Origin of the sequence: Streptomyces fulvorobeus (assembly GCF_013167895.1) — a bacterium.
In the GTDB taxonomy this organism is placed as follows: domain Bacteria; phylum Actinomycetota; class Actinomycetes; order Streptomycetales; family Streptomycetaceae; genus Streptomyces; species Streptomyces fulvorobeus.
Window position 1 is genome coordinate 1,781,334 of sequence record NZ_BLWC01000001.1, and the last position, 18,012, is coordinate 1,799,345.

The window sequence follows — 18,012 nt, forward strand, 5'->3', positions numbered from 1 at the left end:
GGTGATGCCTCTTCTGCCTGCCCTCCAGGATGTGTCGGGACCGACCGGCCGCGCGGCCTCCCGGGAAGCGGTCCGGTTCGGCGCGCTCTCCCTGTCCTACGGGCGGCTCGCCGCCGCATCGGACGCCCTGGCGGGGCGCGTCGCGGGCGCCGGGCGGGTCGCCGTCTGGGCGACGCCGACCGCGGAGACCGTCGTCGCGGTGGTGGCCGCGCTGCGCGCCGGAGTGCCGGCCGTCCCGGTCAACCCGAGGACGGGCGCACGCGAACTCGCGCACATCGTCGCCGACAGCGCGCCATCGGTGGTGCTCGCCGGTGCCGCCGACGTGCTCCCGGCGGCGCTGGCCGGACTCGAACGCCTGGACGTCGACACGGCCGCCGCCGCTCCGGCCGCCGCGTTCCCCGAGCCCTCGCCCGACTCCCCCGCCCTGGTCGTCTACACCTCCGGCACCACCGGCCCGCCCAAGGGCGCGATCCTGCCCCGCCGCGCGATCGCCGCCTCGCTGGACGCGCTGGAGGACGCCTGGCGGTGGACCGGCGACGACGTCCTCGTACACGCCCTGCCGCTGTTCCACGTGCACGGCCTGGTCCTGGGCGTGCTGGGCCCGCTGCGCCGGGGCGGTTCGGTGCGCCACCTCGGGCGGTTCTCCGTCGAGGGCGTGACCGGTGAGCTGCTGTCCGGCGGCACGATGCTCTTCGGCGTGCCGACGATGTACCACCGGCTGGCCGAGGCGCTCGCCGACCCTGCGGGCTCCCCCGGGCTCACCGAGGCGCTGGCGGGTGCCCGGCTGCTGGTCTCGGGCTCGGCGGCGCTCCCGGTCCGCGACCACGAGCGGATCGCGGCGGCGACCGGCCGCCGGGTCATCGAGCGGTACGGCATGACGGAGACCCTGATGAACACGGGGGTACGCGCCGACGGCGAGGCCCGCCCCGGGACAGTGGGCCCGCCGCTGCGCGGTGTGGGCCTGCGCCTGGTCGAGGAGGACGGCACGGTGCTGGAGGACCCGGCCGCCATCGGTGAGATCCAGGTGCGCGGCCCCAACCTCTTCACCGGCTATCTGAACCGGCCCGACGCGACCGCCGCCGCCCTCACCGAGGACGGCTGGTTCCGTACCGGGGACATGGCCACGCTCGACGCCGACGGCTACGTCCGGATCGTCGGCCGCAAGGCCACCGACCTGATCAAGAGCGGTGGGTACAAGATCGGCGCGGGCGAGATCGAGAACGCCCTGCTGGACCACCCGGGGGTGCGCGAGGCCGCCGTGACCGGCGAGCCGGACACGGATCTGGGCGAGCGGATCGTCGCCTGGGTGGTGGCAGCCGAGCCCGGCTCGCCCCCCTCGGCCGAGGATCTCGCCGCCCATGTCACGGGCCTGCTCGCGCCGCACAAGCGCCCGCGTACGGTCCGCTACCTGGACGCCCTGCCCCGCAACGACCTGGGAAAGATCATGAAGCGTGCACTGGGCCGCTGACGTCCGGCGCGCAGGGCGGCGCAAGGTTGGCTAGCGTGAGACACCTGGACCGATCTCCGGTGCCCGGTCACCACCCGTCACCGTCGAGCACCACTCACGAGCGAAGAGGGACCAGTGTCATGGCCGAGATATCCGAGGGCACGCCGATCTGGGCGGACGCCACCTTCCCCGACGTCGAGGCGGCCAAGAGCTTCTACGGGGACGTGCTGGGCTGGTCGTTCGGCGAGTCGTCGCCGGAGTTCGGTGACTACACCCAGGCGTACGCGGACGGGAAGGCGGTGGCCGCCGTGTCGCCGCCCATGCCCGGCCAGGAGGCCCCGGCCGCGTGGTGTCTCCACCTCGCCTCCTCGGACGCCTCCGCCACGGCGGACAAGGTCCGCGACAGCGGCGGCGCGGTCCTGGTGGAGCCGATGCGGGTCGGTGACTTCGGCACGATGGTGCTGGCGGCCGACCCGGGCGGGACGGTGTTCGGGATCTGGCAGCCGGAGACGCACCTGGGGTTCGAGGCGCGGGCCGTACCCGGCGCGTTCTGCTGGGCGGAGGTCTACACCCGGGCCCCGGAGAAGTCGGACGCCTTCTTCCCCCGCCTCTTCCCGTACAAGGTGCGGAGCATGGAGGACGAGGCGATCGACTTCGCCGTCTACGACCTGGGCGAGGAGAGCGTGCTCGGCCGCATGAAGATGACGGACGACTTCCCGCCCGAGGTGCCCTCGTACGTCAACGTGTACTTCACCGTCGAGGACTGCGACGCGGCGGTGGCCAGGGCGACGGAGCGCGGCGCGGTCGTGCGGTTCGGGCCGGTGAGCAGTCCCTTCGGGCGGTTCGCGGCCCTGTCCGACCCGCAGGGAGCGGCGTTCTCGGTCATCGACGTCACCACCACCGAGGGCGAGATGCCCTCGCTGCGCGACGCGGGCTGAACCACCGCGGCCGGGTACGCGATCCCGCGGCGGACGCGGACCCGGGATGTGGAGTGTCCACTCCTGCTCAGTCATGCTCAGTCGCGCGCTGCCCGCGCCACGGTGCGGTGGCGCTCAGGCGGTCTCCTGCTGATCGCATGGCAGGGCGGGGTCGCCGACCGCGTCACAGAGTGCGAGGAGGCCGGTGGCCAGTGCGTGCTGGGCGTCGGGGCTCATCCGGTCCATGGCCTGCTGGAGGGCCAGTTCGCGGCGGCGCCTGATCTGGTGCAGGTAGGCGACGCCGGTCTCGGTGAGTTCGAGCCGCACTTCACGCCGGTCATCCGGGCGGGAGGTCCGGCGGAGGAATCCGGCGGCCTGGAGACGGTCACACAGGCGGGTGACGGAGGGCGGAGCCGAGGAGAGGCGGCGGCCCAGCGTGCTCAGGTTGATACCGGGTTCGCGGGCGACGATGTACAGCACACGGGTCTGCGCGGAGGAGAGCGGGGCGGTGCCGAGTGTGACGCGGCCGCGTTCCCAGGCGATTTCGAGGAGCTCCAGCACCTCGCCGATTTCGGGCATGACACGGGAGGCGTGCTGGTCCGGAGAGGCAGGGACCTCGCGCATGTGACACTCCCGAGTAGGGCATTCACGCTCGTTCCGGCTGGTCATGATGAACAGTCGTACAGATGAAGATATGCGCAGGAAAGAGAGATTGGTACCGGTGGACAGACCCAGTGCGGTTGAGCGTACTCTGCGCGAGGCCGCGCCCCACGAAATCTTCGATGTGCTCCGCTCGCTCATGGAGCGCCGTTTTCACGCCCGGTCCGTGGAGCTGCTGATGGCCGACTACGCCATGACGCGGCTTCAGCCGATCGAGGCGCTGCCGCGTACCCTGCAGCCGTTGCCGGTGCACGAGAGCGCTCCGGGGCGCGCTTTCGGTGCTCAGGAGCAGCACTGCGTGTACGACGGCTCGGAGTCCACCATAACGGTGCACATGCCGGTCAGTGTGCGGGGGGACCGGCTGGGCGTGCTGAGCGTCACCCTGCCCGCCGGCGCGGACGGTGTCGCGGCCGACGTGCTGGACGAGCTTCAGCAGTGCGCGGACGCACTGGCGCACGAAGTGGTGGTCGCCGAACGCGACACCGATGTGTTCCTCCAGGCGCGGCGTGCGGAGCGGCTGACGCTCGCCGCCGAGATGCAGTGGCAGCTGCTGCCCGGCCGTTCGTGCGCCCGCCCCGAGTACAGCCTCGGCGCCCAGCTGGAACCCGCGTACGCCATTTTCGGCGACAGCTTCGACTGGTCGGCCTCGGCGGACGACCTGTACGTGATGGTGAGCAACGGCATGGGCGAGGGGATCGACGCCGCTCTGCTGACCAACCTCGCCGTCAACGCCCTGCGCAACGCCCGCCGCGCCGGCCTCGACCTGAGCGACCAGGCGTACCTCGCCGACCAGGCCATCTACGGCCAGCACCGGGGGGACCGGCACCTGTCGACGCTGCTGCTCCGCTTCCACCTGCCGACCGGGGACGTGGAGATCATCGACGCCGGCTCGCCCCATGTGTGGCGGCTGCGCGCGGGGGCGGTCGAGATGATCGAGCTGGAGGCGCAGATGCCCTTGGGGATGTTCGAGGACACGGCCTACGTCCCCCAGCGCTTCGCCGTCGAACCCGGAGACCGTCTGCTCTTCATCAGCGACGGTGTCTACGACGCCCTGTCACCGGGCGGCGAGAAGTACAGCGTTCGCGCCCTGGCCAGGTCGATCAACAGCACGCGCCTGCTTCCCGCGTCCCAGGTACCCAGAGCGATGCTCCAGGAACTGCTGGGACACCGGGGGGCCGGTCCGGCGGCGGACGACTCCCTGGTGATGTGCCTGGACTGGCACGGACGCCCCCGCCGAGAACTGGGGGACCAGCCTTCGGGCGCCTCCACGTGACCCTTCGGTGAAGGTTATGGAGCTGCGGTGTGCGTCGTGCTTGCTGTATGACCTGCCGGGAAGACGACGGGCGGGGACAGGTTGCTATTAACGTCCCCCTGAACAATGCTTGCCGTGCGGCAACTAATAGTCGCTGCCGCACGGCAAGCACATTCCGTCGATCTCGGGAAGGGGTGCGGTTCGCCCAGAGGCGGGCCCTCTTCATGGCCTCTACCAAGAGCACCAGCCCTGCGCAGTCCCGTCTGTGGGACCTCGCCCCCTACCCGGTGATCCTGGCGGACGAGGCCGGCACCGTCGCCGAGCTGAACGACGCCGCCGGTCATCTCCTGAAAGGCGCGGCGCCCGGGGCGAACCTGCTGGACGTGGCCCCCGCCTGGTTGGCGCAGGCCCACCAGGAGGCGATCCTGCGCACCCGGCTCGCAGCCCAGGGCACCCGGAAGCCACCGGTCCTCGCCTCGGTCTCGGGGCGGATCGCGGCGTACAGCTTCGAGGCGCACCCCACTGTCACCCAGGACGGCAGTGTGGTGTGGTGGCTGATCGACGACACCGACCGGCGGCTCGCCGAGGAGGCGCTCGCCACCGAGCGGGAGCGCACCACATTTCTCGCCGAGGCGTCCAACGTCCTGCTGGCCTCCCTGAACACCGACAGATGCATGGCCACGACCGCACAGCTCGCCGCCGAGTACCTCGCGGACGTCGCGATCGTGATCACCCCGGTGAGCAACGGCAAGCTGCCCGTCGCACGCGCCGTCGCCGGGCAGGAGGCCGACCGCGCCCTGGTCGTGGCCGATCCGTCCGATCTCCCCGGGCTCGGGGAGGCGTTGCAGGGCTTCCCACCGGTTCCCTCACGCTGGATCGACCCCGCGGCGCTGCCCGCGTGGGTCATCCCGCAAGGGTTCGGCTCGACGATCGGATCGGTCGTCGTCACCCCGCTGCCCGGCCACGGAGTGCCCGCAGGGGCCCTGATCCTGCTGCGCGGCACGGAGCGTGCGCAGTTCAACGAGAACGAGGAGGTCTTCGCCCGGCTGTTCGCCGCCCGGGCCGGAGCCGCCCTGTCCGCCGCCCGGCTCTACAGCGAACAGAGCGCCATAACCCAGACGCTGATGCGGGATCTGCTGCCCCCCAGTCTCCAGCGGGTGGAGGGGGTGGAGATCGCGGGCGGATACCGGCCCGCGGGCGAGGCCGAGCGGGTGGGCGGCGACTTCTACGACGTCCACCCGGGAAGCAGTGGACAGGACCCGTCGCTGGTGATCCTCGGGGACGTGTGCGGCAAGGGACTGGAAGCGGCGGTCCTCACCGGAAAGATCCGCAACACCCTGCAGGCGCTGCTGCCGATGGCCGACGACCACCAACGGATGCTGCGGCTCCTCAACGGCGCCCTGCTCACCTCCCATCACACGCGCTTCGCCACCCTCGTGCTGGCCTCCGTCAGACGCAGCGAGAACGAGGTACGGCTGCGGCTGACCTCAGCCGGTCACCCCTATCCCCTGGTGGTCCGGCGGGACGGGAGCGTCGAGGAGGTCCACACCCACGGCTCCCTCATAGGAGTCCTCCCGGCGATCGAGGCGCACTCCGCCGAGACCGTCCTACGGCCGGGCGACACCTGCCTGCTCTACACCGACGGCTTCACCGAGGCCCGCGGCGGGCCTCTGGGCGACGAGCTGTTCGGCGAAGAACGCCTGCGCCAGGCACTCTCCGGGTGCGCCGACATGCCGGCCGGAGCCGTCGTCGACCGCATCCAGATGCTCGCCTCGCAGTGGCTGCGCGACGGGCCCCACGACGACATGGCCCTCCTCGCCATCAGTGCTCCTCATACCAACCACCTGAGTGCTGTCGACGGCACTACCCGGGGCAGGTACACCGCGTGAACACCACCACCAGCACCGAGACCAGGCGGGACCTGCTGTGGGCGGCGGTGACCAGCCGGGACGAGCACCGGGCCGCCGACCTGGTCCTCGCCGCCCTCGACGAAGGACTGGACGCCGAGACGGCCCTCATGGACCTGATCGCCCCGGTCCAGGCGAGGGTGGGAAGCGAATGGGCGGTTAACCGGCTGAGCGTCGCGCAGGAGCACGCGGCCAGCGCCATCACCGAGCGCATCATCGCCGCCCTCGCCCACCACCCCGCCGCCCGCGTTCCGCCCACCCTCGGCCGCGTCACCGTGGCGTGTGTGGACCAGGAGTGGCACTCCCTGCCGGCCCGCCTGCTGGCCGAGGTGCTCACCCTGCGGGGCTGGCAGGTCGACTTCCTCGGCGCCCAGGTCCCCACCCCGCACCTCATCGCCCACCTCCACAACATCGGTGCGGACGCGGTGGCGCTCTCCTCCTCGGTCCCCACCCGGCTGCCCACGGCCCACGCGGCGATCACCGCGTGCCAGGCCATCGGCGTCCCCGTCCTCGTCGGCGGCGCGGCCTTCGGACCCGGCGGCCGCTACGCCCGCCTGCTCGGCGCCGACGCCTGGGCCCCCGACGCACGCGCCGCGGCCCACCGGCTCGCCGAGGGGATTCCCGCCCCCTCCCTGGCCACCGGACGCCAGCAGATAGACGATCTGCCGCACCTGGCCGACCAGGAGTACACGCTCGTCGCCCGCAACCGGGCTCAGCTCGTCAGGGAGGTCCTCACCCGGATCGAGGACCGCCTGCCCGCCATGGCCGCCTACACCGCGCAACAGCGCGAGCGCACCGCCGAGGACATCGCCCACATCGTCGACTTCCTCACCGTCGCGCTGTACACCGACGACAGCGGCCTCTTCACCACGTTCATCACCTGGACCGCGGACATCCTCACCGCACGCGACGTACCCGCCCGGTCCCTGCATCCCGCCCTGGAGATCCTGGCCGACGAGCTGAAGGACTTCCCCCGGTCCACCCTGCTGCTCGGCCAGGCGCGCTCCGCCCTGGAACTCGCACCCTCAACCACCGGCACACCTCCCGGAGTTCACGTATGACGCCTCCCCCCTCCTCCTTCACCTTCACCGTCGAGGTCAGCCGGAGCACGGCACACCTCCACCTCGCCGGGGACCTGGACTACGACACGGGTGACACCCTGGTCCAGGAGGCCGACCGGTGTCTCACCGACCACCCGCACCTGCGCGAACTGCGCCTGGACTGCGCCCACCTGTGCTTCTGCGACTCGGTCGGCATCTCCTCCCTCCTGACGATCCACCGCAGGACCACGGCGCGGACGGTACGGCTGCGCCTGGAGAACTCACCCCCGTTCCTCCAACGCCTCCTGGACGTCACCGGAATCCAGCAGCTCTTCGCCCAGCCGCAGACCTCGCAACAGGCGGAGTAGCCGTACGGCGCTCCGGTCCCGGGGTGGCAGGCCCGTGGGGCGGGCTTCAGCCGACGGAGGCGAGGACGGCGTCGGCCATCGCCCGTTCACCGGCGGCGTTGGGGTGGAAGGGGGCGGCGGCGGAGGTGACCAGCGGTTCCACCCACCGGGTCGCGGCAGGCTTGCAGACGTCGTGGCCGACGGACTTGCTGTACGTGTCCACATAGGTCGCGCCGCGGTCCGCGGCCTGCTTCGCGATCACGGAGTTGAGACGCTTGTGGATGTCCCGCAGCCAGGGAGCGTCCCGCTTGGCGATCGAGACGACGGAGGGGCAGTTGGTCCCGTCGTCGGGCACGATCGCGGGGTAGCCGGTGACCAGGACGCGGGCCTGGGGCGCCCGTGCCCGGATGCCGTCGACAGCCGCCGCGATCCTGGGCGCCACGTCGTCGATCGTGCGGGCGAGGGTGTCGGTGCCGGTCCAGGTGTAACTGGTCCTGCACGGGGAGCCGGAAGGGTTCAGCAGACCGAGGCCCACACAGCGGACGATGATGCTCGCGAACCCCACGTCGTTGCCGCCGACCGTGAGGGTGACGAGGTCGGTGTCGGCGCTCAGCGCGTCGTACTGGGGCGGAGCGGTGGGGTTCTGACTGGTCGTCAGGTGAACGGTGGTCGCCCCGCCGCACGTCACGTCCCTGGCGGCGGCCGGGTCCAGCGCGGCGGTCACCAGGGAGGGGTAGTTGCGGCTGGATCGCGTACAGGCCGCGTCGACCTGGTCGGGCACACCGGCAGCGGACGCGTACGAGTCGCCCAGGGCGACGTACCGCGTGACGTCGGCCTCCGCCGCGACCGCCGGAGCACCGGCCAGCCCGGTGATGGCGAGGAGAGCCGCGGAGGCGGAGGTGACGGCGACGACGGTGCGGGCGCTACGGCTCGGCAGGGGTGAGCGCATGACGATGCCTCTCGTCGGAGGAAGTCGGAGGAAGAGGGAGGGGCGCCACCTGGCCTGGCCGCGTCCGACAGCAGACGCACCGGGCCGCACCGAGGAAGCGCTTCGCGCAGTCGGTGACTGGTGCTACTGACTGGTCCTACTGGCAGGTAAATATCCGGTCGCCCCGCCGCACCGTCAAGACGCCGGGCAGAAATCCTTGGCGGGCGACCCCGTAGGCCGGGGCACGGCCAACCCGCCCGTGCCTGACGCGGGGCCATCCGGTCGCGGGTCGTGACGTTTCTCCCGGGCGGCCTCCGTGATGTCGGCCCCACCCCAGCCCGGCACCTGCGGCAGGGACGTACTCCTCAGGTCCGCGGGTATCCCGGCGGATGGGTGGCGGCGTACGGGGTAACCGGAGAGACGTCCTGGTAGTCCACGCGTACACATCACTGCGCCTTGCCCGCGGGAGGTCACATGCTGGGCCGTAACCCGTCGGACCGCACCGGCTCGGATAAGGGACACGGCATCCTCACCGACCGCTACCAGCTCGGTGAGCTGCTGGGCACGGGCGGCGCTGCGGACGTGTACGAGGGGACCGACCTGCGCCTCGGGCGGCCCGTCGCCGTGAAGATGTTCCGGCCCGGTGCCGACGCCGTCCTCGAGGACCGGTTCCGCGACGAGGCCGTGCTGCTCGCACGCCTTCATCATCCCGGGCTCGTCACCGTCTACGACGCCGGGCGGCACGCGAACCGCTCGTACCTGGTCATGCAGCTCGTCCAGGGGCCCACCTTGCGGCAGCAGCTCGCGTCCACCTCCATGGCTCCGGAGTCCGTCACCCGACTCGGCGCACGCCTGGCCGACGCTCTCGCCCATGTGCACGCGGCGGGAATCGTGCACCGGGACGTCAAGCCCTCCAACATCCTGCTGGACGCGGAACACAGGCCCTACCTCACGGACTTCGGCATATCCCGTCTCATCGACGCCACATCGCACACGGTCCCCGGGGCACTCATCGGCACCGCCGCCTACCTCGCACCCGAGCAGGTCATGGGCAAGGGGGCCGGCTCCGCCGCGGACGTCTACGCACTCGGACTCCTCCTGCTCGAATGCCTCAAGGGCGAACTCGAGTACGGCGGCCCGCCGTTGGAAGCGGCGATAGCCCGCCTGCACAGGCCGCCCGTCATCCCCGACCACGTGCCGGAGCCACTGGTGAGCCTGTTGCGCGACATGACGTCCGCCGACGAGGCCGAACGGCCGGACGCTCAGGAGTGCGCCGCCGCCCTCTCCGACATCGCCGTGGACCCCGCCACCGCACCGGCCGGTCCCCCCTTCCACGTCCCTGTCGCAGCGCAGGGGGAGGGCGGCCGGTTTGCTCCCGTCCCGGCCTCTCCATGGGAGGAGACACCTCAGCGACCGGCCCCGGCACCACTCCCCCGGCGTGCGCGGACGCTCCTTGTCGCCGGCGCCACGCTCATCGCCCTGACCGGTGCCACCCTCACCACCACCGTCCTGCTGCGAGGCGGCGCCGGCGAGCGGGAGGCACCCGCGTCGCCCACGTCCACCTCCGTACGGCAGAGCGTCGGAGCGCCATCGGCCGACCCCCCGGCTCCCCGGCCCGTCCGCCGGTCCACCGGGCAGCCACCGGCCGGTCTCCCGGAGCCCACCGCCTCCGCCGCCGGTGTGCCGTCCCGCGACCGGGACAGCGGGAGCGGTGAGCAGACGCAGGAGACCCCGGGTCAGGACCGCGCGGAGCGCGCCCCCGCGGGCAACGCTCCCGCCAAGGTGCCGCCCGATGACAAGGGCGCGCAGGGCCGCGGCACCCAGAAGGACGAGAAGGACAGGAAACCGGCCTCCGGCGACGGAGGGAAGCGGCAGGGGGGAAAGGCCGCGGAGAAGCCGGGCAGGTAGGCGTCGCCTACGTGAGCGGCCGCCCGCCGACAGCCCGGCAGCACCCATGACACGTGGTACGAGCGATCGGAGCGCCGAAGTGGCGCGCCCTCAAGGAAAGCAGGATGACATGGCGGATCTCCAGAAGTCCGACGACAGACAGCCGGCCGGGAACGACAGCCACGAGCCGTCCGTCGGCCGCGACGAGACGGCTGCCGAACGCGCCGACCGGCGCTGGGTGGAACTCCTTCAGGAGGTGCGGGTGGCGCAGACGGGTGTGCAGATCCTGCTCGCCTTCCTGCTCAGCGTCGCCTTCACACCGCGCTTCACCGAGCTGGGCAGCACGGATCGCACGATCTACGTCATCACCATCGTGCTCGGTGCCGCCGCCACCGGGGCGCTGATAGCTCCCGTCTCCTTCCACCGCTTCGTCAGCGGCCAGCAGATGAAGCCCCAGGCGGTCGAGTGGGCCTCTCGCATGACGGTGACGGGACTGCTTCTCCTGCTGTGCACCATCATGTGCGCCCTGTTGCTCATCCTGCGGGTGGTACTTGAGCACTCCGCGGCCCTGTGGGTCGTCTCGGGCGTCTTCCTGTGGTTCCTGGGCTGCTGGGTCGTACTTCCGGCCTGGGCGCGCTGGAGCAAGTAGCTCCGCCCGGCAGCCTGGTGGAGGCGTCAGCGAGCGCCGGCGGGGAAGGTCACGACACCTCGATACCGATGAGGCAGGTGTCGTCGTCGGTGTCCGAGCGGCTGTGGGTGAGCAGGAGGTCGAGCCGGCGCTCAAGGGTGGTGGCGGGGGTCTGAGCCATGGCGAGCAGTTGGGTGAGGGACTCCTGGACCGCGGTGTCCCTGCGTTCGATGAGGCCGTCTGTGTACATCAGCAGCGTGTCGTCGGGCTCCAGCTGGATCTCGGTCTCCTCGTACTCGGCCTCCGCCAGGGCCCCCAGGAGGAGCCCGCGGGGCATCGGCAGAGTGGTGGCTTCCCGCCCCCGTACCAGAACCGGCGGCAGGTGACCTGCCCTGGCCCAGCGCAGGACGCGGGTCTCCGGGTCGAAGAGGCCGCATACCGCGGTGGCGGTGACCTGTTCGGTGAGGTGGTGCGCCACGATGTTCAGCCAGGACAGCAGCTGGCCCGGCCCCGCGCCCGTGACGGCGAGACCGCGCATGGCGTTGCGCAGGACCACCATCCCGGTGGCCGCCTCGATGCCGTGGCCGGCGATGTCTCCGACGCACAGCAGTATCCGCTTGGACGGCAGGACGACGGTGTCGTACCAGTCACCACCGACCAGGGACTCCGTCTCCGCCGGCCGGTAGCGTACGGCGATCTGAAGGCCGGGAGCGTCCATCGGCGCCCGGGTCGGCGGCATGATGGCGTGCTGGAGTTGCAGGGCCAGCCGGTTGCGCTCGGCCGACTCCTGTTCGGTGTACGCCAGTTGGTCCCGGGTGGCGGCGAGCGCCACTTCGGTCCAGTGCTGGGAGGAGATGTCCTGGTAGGCGCCGCGCACCGCCAGGAGCCGGTCCTCGGAGTCCAGGACGGGTTCGGCGATGACGCGTACGTGGCGGGTCACCCCGTCGGGACGCATCAGGCGAAAGGCCGTCGATGTCGGGCGCCGGTGGTGCAGGACCGCCTGGAGGAAGCGGCCGATGGCGACGGCGTCGTCCTGGTGTGCGTAGTCGGTGAGTTCCTGCAGAGAGACCGGGTCATCGGTGACCGACCGCCCGTACAGGGCGTAGAGCTGCCCGTTCCAGGTGATCTTGCCCGTGACGAGGTTCTGCTCGAAACCGCCGATACGGCCGAGGCGCTGCGCGTGCTGCAGCAGACTGGCGAGCCGGGCCGTCTCGTCCTCGATCCGCCAGATGAGCAGGACACCGGCGCCGTGCCTGGTGATGCTGAGGTCGGCGACGGTCGCGAGCGGTACCTGGTCGACGAGGGCGGTGAGCGTCATCCGCTGCGCGCGGAACGGCTCACCCGTGGCGTAGACGCGCTCGACCTTCTCGAAGAGCTCGCTGTCGCCGACCGCCATGGGGTACGCCTCCAGCAGCAGGGCCCCGCTGACGGCGCCGCGCGGACGTCCCGCCGGGTCCACGAAACCGCTGTTCACATGGCGGATGCGGAAGTCGCTCAGATCCCCTTCCCCGTCCAGGTGCGGGGTGAGGACCAGCGCGGGGTCGTACAGCCCGTCCGCGAGATCCGCCAGCTCCGACACGTCGGCCAGCTCCCGCGCGGCGGGCAGGTGCACACCGGCGGCCGGGAGGCTTTCGAGGGTGTGGGCGCACAGCTCGGCGAGGGCTTCGATCTGGTGCACGATGGCCGGTGAGTGCGGGGTGAGCGGCTGGGGCCAGCAGATCTCCAGTACGCCGTGGATTCGGCCACCGGTCCCGGCGAGCAGCGCGACACGGCCGCCGTTGGGAGTCTGCGTGTGGCCGATGGAGGGAACGCCGGCTTCGGCGAGGGAGGAGAGCCGGACGGTGCGGCGCTCGCTGAGTGCCTGGCGGGCGACTGTCGCGACACCGGGCGGTACGTACCGCCAGCGCCCCGCTTCCTCGGCACTGAACCCGGCGTGACCGCACAGTGTGAGGGAGGCGTCCGAACCGGCTGACCAGACGGCCACAGCGGTGGCTCCCAGCGGGGCCAGCGCGTGTTCGAGCAGCGATTCGGCCACGGCCTGCGTGTCCCGGGCGGCCAGCGCGGCGCTCTCGGCCGTGCGCAGCCGCACGGCGAGGGAAGGGGCGGTCTCCCCTTCCCGTGCGCCGTCGCCGATGGTCCGCTCGACGAAGTTCCCCGCGATGTGGGCCACCTGGTCACGGGCCGACTCGTTGATGATCTCGGCCGCCAGTTCCAGCTGCGTCACACCTGCCTGGTCGGCGAGTTCCGCGAGCTGCCGCGTCGCCTGTGCGGGCCCGCACTGGAGCCGCTCGACCAGGATTCCCTTGGCGAGCTCCACCAGGGCGCGGCCCTCGGCCGCGGCGTGCGCCGCGCGTACCTCCCCGCGAAGCCGTTCGACGGTGGCGGCCAGGCGGCCGACGTTGGAGGTACGGTCGGCCGGGGGCTCGTCCCCTGGCACCGGGCGGTGCGTCAACGCGGCCCCGGGAACGGCCACGGACTCCGCCCGGGGGGCGGGCAGCGCGTCGTCCGCGACGAGATCTCCGTCGTGTTCGGGAGTGCTCATGGTGCTGCTGACTCCTCGGTGGGTCGGCCGGTCCCGCCGGTGGTGCCGCGGGAGGTCTGTCGGTTCTCGGCGAACGCCGCTGGGGTCTAGCGGTCGTTCAGCCATCGGCTGACACACGCGATGAGGTCGTTGGCATCCAGCGGCTTGGTGACGTAGTCGTTGGCGCCGGACGCCAGACTCTTCTCCCGATCCCCCGGCATCGCCTTCGCGGTGACGGTGATGATGGGCATGTCCGCGTGTGCGGGCATCTGCCGGATCGCGGCGGTCGCCTCGTAACCGTCCATCTCCGGCATCATCACGTCCATCAGGATCAGGTCGATCTCCGTGTGCTCGGTGAGTGTCTCGATGCCCTTGCGGCCGTTCTCGGCGTGCAGGACCTGGACGCCGTGGAGCTCCAGGATGCCACTGAGCGCGAAGAGGTTGCGGGCGTCGTCGTCGACGACGAGCACGGTACGGCCGTGCAGACCGGAGTCGATGGCCGGAGAAGTCTGCTGACGGGACTCCTCGGGCCGCCGTACCAGGGGCACGACGGCGCCCGGCTGCTCGGCCGAGAGGTGAAGCGCGATGCGTTCGCGCAGTTCGTCCAGGCTGGAGAGCAGTTCCAGCGGCCGCTCGTGCGCACGGGACTGGAGCGCCTGCTCGTGCCCCGCGTCCAGACGGCGGTTGTTGTGCGCGAGTACCGGGACGGTTCTGAGCGCGGCGTCACCGTCCATCGCGTCCAGGAAGCGCAGGGCTTCGCCGTTGGGCATGTCCAGTTCCAGGACCACGCAGTGGAACGGCTCGGCGGCGAGGACGGCCGCGGCTTCCCGCGACCCCAGGGCCGCGATGACCTCGATGTCCTCACGGTCGGTGAGCTCGCGTCCGCCGGTGAGCTCGGCCACCGCGCTCTGGGCGACGAGGGAGAGCAGACCGCCCGGGCGCTCCTCGATGACCAGCAGCCGGCGCGTCTGCCGGGGCTGGGCCGCCTTGGCCGTCACCGCACGCTGGCCTCTCCCGGACGGCTCGGACTCGCTGCCCTGCCCGGCCGGGCCGGCCGGTTCGTCGGCTGTCTCCGCCCGGAAGTCCGCGCGTGCGACAGGGAGGTAGAGCGTGAAGGTGCTGCCCTCGCCGGGTGTGCTGTCGACCGTGAGGGCGCCACCGAGCAGGTGCGCGATCTCGCGGCTGATGGACAGTCCCAGCCCGGTGCCCCCGTACTTGCGGCTGGTGGTGCCGTCCGCCTGCTGGAACGCCCCGAAGATGGCTTCGAGCTGCTGCTCGGCGATGCCCACGCCGGTGTCCGTGACGCGGAACGCCACGATGGCGCCGCCGCGGTGGACGGGGCCCGGAAGCTCGCTGTCGGACGCCTGCTCGATACGGAGCTCCACGCTTCCGCGTTCGGTGAACTTGACCGCGTTGGAGAGCAGGTTGCGCAGGACCTGCCGGAGTCTGGAGTCGTCGGTGACCAGGTCGGCGGGGACGCCGGGTGCGGTGGTGATGGTGAAGCCGAGGCTCTTCTGCGTGGTCATCGGCCGGAAGGTGGCCTCGACGTAGTCGAGGAGCTGGCGCAGCGCGACACGTTCCGGATGGATGTCCATCTTGCCCGCCTCGACCTTCGACAGGTCGAGGATGTCGTTGATCAGCTGGAGCAGGTCGGACCCTGCCGAGTGGATGATCCCGGCGTACTCGACCTGCTTGGCGGTGAGGTTGCGGTTCGGGTTCTGGGCGAGCAGCTGCGCGAGGATCAGAAGGCTGTTGAGAGGCGTCCGCAGTTCGTGGCTCATGTTGGCCAGGAACTCCGACTTGTACTTGGAGGCCAGCGAGAGCTGCTGGGCACGCTCCTCCAGCTCCTGGCGCGCCTGCTCGATCTCCAGGTTCTTGCCTTCGATGTCGCTGTTCTGGGCGGCCAGCAGGGCGGCCTTCTCCTCCAGTTCCGCGTTGGAGCGCTGGAGCTCCTCCTGCTGCACCTGCAGCTGCTCGGAACGCGACTGCAGTTCGGCGGCGAGCCGCTGCGACTCGCCGAGCAGCTCGTCGGTGCGGGCGTTGGCGACGATGGTGTTGACGTTGACGCCCACCATCTCCATGAGCTGGTCGAGGAAGTCCCGGTGTACGGGGGTGAAGGCCGTGAACGAGGCCAGCTCGATGACACCGAGGACCTGGTCGTCGACGACGATCGGCAGCACGATCAGACTGCCCGGCGTGGTGCTGCCGAGCCCGGAGGAGATGCGCACGTAGTCGCCGGGCACTCCGTCGGCGGCGATGGTGCGGCGGCTGCGCGCCGCCTGGCCGACGAGGGATTCACCCAGCCGGAAGCGGTCGTGGTCGCCGTTGCCCGCGGGGCGCCCGTACGAGCCGACGAGTCTGAGCTCGATGCCGTCCGGGGACTCCTCAGCGAGGTAGAAGGCGCCGTACTGGGCGCAGACCAGCGGGGTCAGCTCGTCCATGACCAGCTCACCGACCACGGCGAGGTCGCGGTGCCCCTGCATCAGGCTGGAGATCCGGGCCAGGCTGGACTTCAGCCAGTCCTGTTCCTGGTTGGCCCGGGTCGTCTCGCGCAGCGAGCCGACCATCGAGTTGATGTTGTCCTTCAGCTCCGCGACCTCACCGGACGCGTCGACGGTGATCGACCGCGTCAGATCGCCCTCGGCCACGGCGCTGGTCACCTCGGCGATGGCCCGCACCTGGCGGGTGAGGTTGCCTGCCAGCTCGTTCACGTTCTCGGTGAGGCGCTTCCACGTACCGGAGACGCCCTCGACCTCGGCCTGCCCGCCGAGCCGGCCCTCGCTGCCCACCTCGCGGGCGACGCGGGTGACCTCGGCGGCGAAGGCCGAGAGCTGGTCGACCATCGTGTTGATGGTCGTCTTCAGCTCCAGGATCTCGCCGCGGGCGTCGACGTCGATCTTCTTGGACAGGTCACCGTTGGCGACGGCGGTGGTGACCAGGGCGATGTTGCGTACCTGCCCGGTCAGGTTGTTCGCCATCGAGTTGACGTTGTCGGTGAGGTCCTTCCAGGTGCCTGCCACGTTGGGCACCCGGGCCTGGCCGCCGAGCTGTCCCTCGGTGCCGACCTCGCGTGCCACGCGGGTCACCTCGTCGGCGAACGCGGACAGGGTGTCCACCATGGTGTTGATGACCTCGGCCAGTGCGGCGACCTCGCCCTTGGCCTCGACCGTGATCTTCCGCGACAGGTCACCGCGCGCGACGGCGTTGGCCACCTCGGCGATGGAGCGCACCTGGCCCGTCAGGTTGGAGGCCATCACGTTGACGTTGTCCGTGAGGTCCTTCCAGGTCCCGGACGCGCCCCGCACGGTCGCCTGACCGCCCAGGTTGCCCTCGGTGCCCACCTCGCGGGCGACGCGCGTCACCTCGTCGGCGAACCCCGACAGCTGGTCGACCATCGTGTTGATGGTCTCCTTCAGCTCCAGGATCTCGCCGCGCGCGTCGACCCGGATCTTCTGGGTGAGGTCTCCCTGGGCGACGGCCGTCGTGACCTCGGCGATGGAGCGCACCTGGGCGGTCAGGTTGTCGCCCATGACGTTGACCGACTCGGTGAGGTCCTTCCAGGTGCCGGAGACGCCCTTGACGTCCGCCTGCCCGCCGAGGCGGCCTTCCGTGCCGACCTCGCGGGCGACGCGGGTCACCTCGTCGGCGAAGGCGGACAACTGGTCGACCATCGTGTTGATGGTCTCCTTCAGCTGCAGGATCTCGCCGCGCGCGTCGACGTCGATCTTCTGCGACAGGTCACCCTGGGCGACCGCCGTCGCGACCTGCGCGATTGAGCGCACCTGGGCGGTCAGGTTGCCCGCCATGAAGTTCACGGAGTCGGTCAGGTCACGCCAGGTACCGGAGACTCCCTTGACGTCCGCCTGGCCACCGAGACGGCCGTCGGTGCCCACCTCCCGGGCGACGCGGGTCACCTCGTCGGCGAAGGCGGACAGCTGGTCGACCATCGTGTTGATGGTGTTCTTCAGCTCCAGGATCTCGCCCCGCGCGTCGACGTCGATCTTCTGCGACAGGTCGCCGAGGGCCACAGCGGTGGCCACGTGCGCGATGTCGCGCACCTGGGTCGTCAGATTGCCCGCCATCGCGTTCACGGAGTCGGTCAGATCCGCCCAGGTGCCCGATACGCCGGGAACCTCCGCCTGGCCGCCGAGCGTCCCCTCGGTGCCTACCTCGCGTGCGACCCGGGTCACCTCGGAGGTGAACAGCGACAGCTGATCGACCATGCCGTTGAACACGGTGGCGATCTCACCGAGCAGGCCGTCCGCCGCGTCGGGCAGGCGCGTACCGAAGTCCCCGTCGCGCACCGCGGTCAGCCCGTCCAGCAGCTGCCGCAGCTCCGGCTCCCCCACCTTGCCGGTTCCCCGCGACCGTGTCCGCTGCACCGGACGCGAGCTCTCGACCGTCGTCTCAGCCATGACCAATCCTCGTTGCGTTCCGGGCACCCGGCCGACCAGAAAAACAGGACAACTCCACGGTCC

12 protein-coding genes are annotated in these 18,012 nt (G+C 71.1%); 8 read left to right on the top strand and 4 right to left on the bottom strand.

Annotated elements, in window-relative coordinates; genetic code table 11:
- The first annotated feature begins 4 nt into the window (after window positions 1–4).
- Window positions 5–1,468 carry an acyl-CoA synthetase gene (locus Sfulv_RS08070; RefSeq protein WP_173313048.1) on the top strand — a complete coding sequence of 488 codons (1,464 nt, stop codon included), beginning with the start codon at window positions 5–7 and terminating at the stop codon, window positions 1,466–1,468.
- Between the two features lie 119 nt (window positions 1,469–1,587).
- Window positions 1,588–2,385, top strand: coding sequence for a VOC family protein (locus Sfulv_RS08075; RefSeq protein WP_173313049.1), 798 nt, complete (start codon window positions 1,588–1,590; stop codon window positions 2,383–2,385).
- Window positions 2,386–2,499: 114 nt separating this feature from the next.
- Here Sfulv_RS08075 and Sfulv_RS08080 read toward each other — a convergent pair whose 3' ends face one another.
- The gene (locus Sfulv_RS08080) at window positions 2,500–2,988 is read right to left on the bottom strand and encodes a MarR family transcriptional regulator (RefSeq protein ID WP_246353050.1); all 489 of its coding nucleotides are present in this window, start codon (window positions 2,986–2,988) and stop codon (window positions 2,500–2,502) included.
- Between the two features lie 97 nt (window positions 2,989–3,085).
- Between Sfulv_RS08080 and Sfulv_RS08085 the strand changes: the two genes are divergently transcribed.
- The 4 genes from Sfulv_RS08085 to Sfulv_RS08100 all read left to right on the top strand — a co-directional run bounded on the left by Sfulv_RS08085 (window position 3,086) and on the right by Sfulv_RS08100 (window position 7,591).
- A complete protein-coding gene (locus Sfulv_RS08085; RefSeq protein WP_173313050.1) occupies window positions 3,086–4,297 on the top strand; it encodes a PP2C family protein-serine/threonine phosphatase in 1,212 nt (403 codons plus the stop codon).
- A gap of 203 nt (window positions 4,298–4,500) precedes the next feature.
- Entirely contained in the window at window positions 4,501–6,165 is a 1,665-nt protein-coding gene (locus tag Sfulv_RS08090) for a SpoIIE family protein phosphatase (RefSeq protein ID WP_173313051.1), read from the top strand.
- Window positions 6,162–7,244 carry a cobalamin B12-binding domain-containing protein gene (locus tag Sfulv_RS08095; RefSeq protein ID WP_173313052.1) on the top strand — a complete coding sequence of 361 codons (1,083 nt, stop codon included), beginning with the start codon at window positions 6,162–6,164 and terminating at the stop codon, window positions 7,242–7,244. The genes Sfulv_RS08090 and Sfulv_RS08095 overlap by 4 nt, the downstream gene beginning before the upstream one ends.
- Entirely contained in the window at window positions 7,241–7,591 is a 351-nt protein-coding gene (locus Sfulv_RS08100; RefSeq protein WP_173313053.1) for an STAS domain-containing protein, read from the top strand. Before Sfulv_RS08095 ends, Sfulv_RS08100 begins: the two co-directional genes overlap by 4 nt.
- Window positions 7,592–7,637: 46 nt before the next feature.
- On the opposite strand, the gene Sfulv_RS08105 is transcribed toward Sfulv_RS08100, so the two are convergent.
- Window positions 7,638–8,519, bottom strand: coding sequence for an SGNH/GDSL hydrolase family protein (locus Sfulv_RS08105; protein ID WP_173313054.1), 882 nt, complete (start codon window positions 8,517–8,519; stop codon window positions 7,638–7,640).
- Between the two features lie 453 nt (window positions 8,520–8,972).
- Between Sfulv_RS08105 and Sfulv_RS08110 the strand changes: the two genes are divergently transcribed.
- Complete coding sequence (locus Sfulv_RS08110; protein ID WP_173313055.1) at window positions 8,973–10,406, top strand: serine/threonine protein kinase; 1,434 nt, start codon at window positions 8,973–8,975, stop codon at window positions 10,404–10,406.
- A 109-nt stretch (window positions 10,407–10,515) separates the two neighbouring features.
- On the top strand, window positions 10,516–11,034 hold the full coding sequence (locus Sfulv_RS08115; protein ID WP_173313056.1) for a DUF6328 family protein: 519 nt from the start codon (window positions 10,516–10,518) through the stop codon (window positions 11,032–11,034).
- Window positions 11,035–11,083: 49 nt separating this feature from the next.
- On the opposite strand, the gene Sfulv_RS08120 is transcribed toward Sfulv_RS08115, so the two are convergent.
- The gene (locus Sfulv_RS08120; RefSeq protein ID WP_173313057.1) at window positions 11,084–13,555 is read right to left on the bottom strand and encodes a SpoIIE family protein phosphatase; all 2,472 of its coding nucleotides are present in this window, start codon (window positions 13,553–13,555) and stop codon (window positions 11,084–11,086) included.
- A gap of 86 nt (window positions 13,556–13,641) precedes the next feature.
- A complete protein-coding gene (locus Sfulv_RS08125; RefSeq protein WP_173313058.1) occupies window positions 13,642–17,949 on the bottom strand; it encodes a HAMP domain-containing protein in 4,308 nt (1,435 codons plus the stop codon).
- Window positions 17,950–18,012: the final 63 nt, after the last annotated feature.

What these genes read in the sequence shown, in the direction of transcription:
- Sfulv_RS08120 (WP_173313057.1), bottom strand. Translation starts at nt 13,555, where the DNA reads ATGAGCACTCCCGAACACGACGGAGATCTCGTCGCGGACGACGCGCTG.
- Sfulv_RS08100 (WP_173313053.1), top strand. Translation starts at nt 7,241, where the DNA reads ATGACGCCTCCCCCCTCCTCCTTCACCTTCACCGTCGAGGTCAGCCGG.
- Sfulv_RS08105 (WP_173313054.1), bottom strand. Translation starts at nt 8,519, where the DNA reads ATGCGCTCACCCCTGCCGAGCCGTAGCGCCCGCACCGTCGTCGCCGTC.
- Sfulv_RS08115 (WP_173313056.1), top strand. Translation starts at nt 10,516, where the DNA reads ATGGCGGATCTCCAGAAGTCCGACGACAGACAGCCGGCCGGGAACGAC.
- Sfulv_RS08090 (WP_173313051.1), top strand. Translation starts at nt 4,501, where the DNA reads ATGGCCTCTACCAAGAGCACCAGCCCTGCGCAGTCCCGTCTGTGGGAC.
- Sfulv_RS08080 (WP_246353050.1), bottom strand. Translation starts at nt 2,988, where the DNA reads ATGCGCGAGGTCCCTGCCTCTCCGGACCAGCACGCCTCCCGTGTCATG.
- Sfulv_RS08110 (WP_173313055.1), top strand. Translation starts at nt 8,973, where the DNA reads ATGCTGGGCCGTAACCCGTCGGACCGCACCGGCTCGGATAAGGGACAC.
- Sfulv_RS08075 (WP_173313049.1), top strand. Translation starts at nt 1,588, where the DNA reads ATGGCCGAGATATCCGAGGGCACGCCGATCTGGGCGGACGCCACCTTC.
- Sfulv_RS08070 (WP_173313048.1), top strand. Translation starts at nt 5, where the DNA reads ATGCCTCTTCTGCCTGCCCTCCAGGATGTGTCGGGACCGACCGGCCGC.
- Sfulv_RS08125 (WP_173313058.1), bottom strand. Translation starts at nt 17,949, where the DNA reads ATGGCTGAGACGACGGTCGAGAGCTCGCGTCCGGTGCAGCGGACACGG.